At 63.9% G+C, this 993-nt stretch carries 1 protein-coding gene; it reads left to right on the top strand.

Features of this window, described 5'->3' with window-relative positions:
* The coding region (locus tag AWB74_RS44855) for a divalent metal cation transporter (protein WP_143749555.1) at nt 1-525 on the top strand (525 nt) is incomplete at its 5' end.
* Nucleotides 526-993 lie beyond the last annotated feature (468 nt).

Consider the following 993-nt stretch of genomic DNA (forward strand, 5'->3'; position numbering starts at 1 on the left):
AATGCGGTCTCGATCTGCGTGATGATTGCTGCCGCGGCGACACTGCATCTCCTTCCCGGCACGTTTGCGGGCGAGACCTCACCGATGGCCGGCGTGCTGGAGCCGCTTGCCCATGGCTATGCACGCCACGTTTTGGCTCTGGCGCTGTTCAGCTCGGCCTCGCTTGCGCTGCCGCCGCTGGCAGGTTCGGCGGCGGAGGCCGTGGCAAGTTCATTTCACTGGGAGCGCGGCGAGCGGCGCGACCGGTGGATCGCCGGGTTGCTCGCGGCGATCATGGCGGCCGGCATGGCGATCGCGACGGCGCTGGCTGCAAGTCACGTCGAGCCGGCCAAAGCGCTTTATTGGAGCGCGGTCGTCAACGGGATGACCGTCACGCCGGTACTCGTCCTGCTCGTTCTGTTGAGCTCGAAACGCAGCGCGGTCGGCGATCTTTCGGCGCACTGGTCGCTTCGGGCGTTAAGCTGGCTCGCGGTCATTGCGACGGCGTGCGTGGTGATTAGCCACGCGGTGCTTCGGCTCGCGTGAGATGCCTTTTGGGTCTGCGGCCGCGTCCGGTCTTGGCGCTTACGCGGTGGCAGGAGCGGGTGATCGCGCCCACGCGGGATCATCGACAGCCATACAGTCCCGGCATCATAAGCGCTGGCCGACTGCCAAAACGTAGCTCCGACGCCCCGTCATTGTGCGCAGTCGCGGCGCGTGCATCAACGCGCGCATGTCACAGCCGACCGAGGGCAGCGGTCCCTTTCGACGCGATGCAACTAATCGTCTTTCGTTTTCGACCCATTCAGAAGCTCCGCCAACAATCAGCGACCAGTGGAAGGACGCGAAACGAAGCAATCAGCCTTTCGCGAAGTTGGCCGCGGATAGCTCAATTTGCTTCGAAGGCCGCGCCAAGAGCTTTCGCTCGGCGATGGCATGAATGCGATTGAATCCGTCAACGAAGACCTTCAACGTTCGAGCGTCGTCCGCATTCGGCGCGAGCCAAAAGTGCGC

The organism is Caballeronia arvi, assembly GCF_001544695.2.
In the GTDB taxonomy this organism is placed as follows: Bacteria; Pseudomonadota; Gammaproteobacteria; order Burkholderiales; family Burkholderiaceae; genus Caballeronia; species Caballeronia arvi.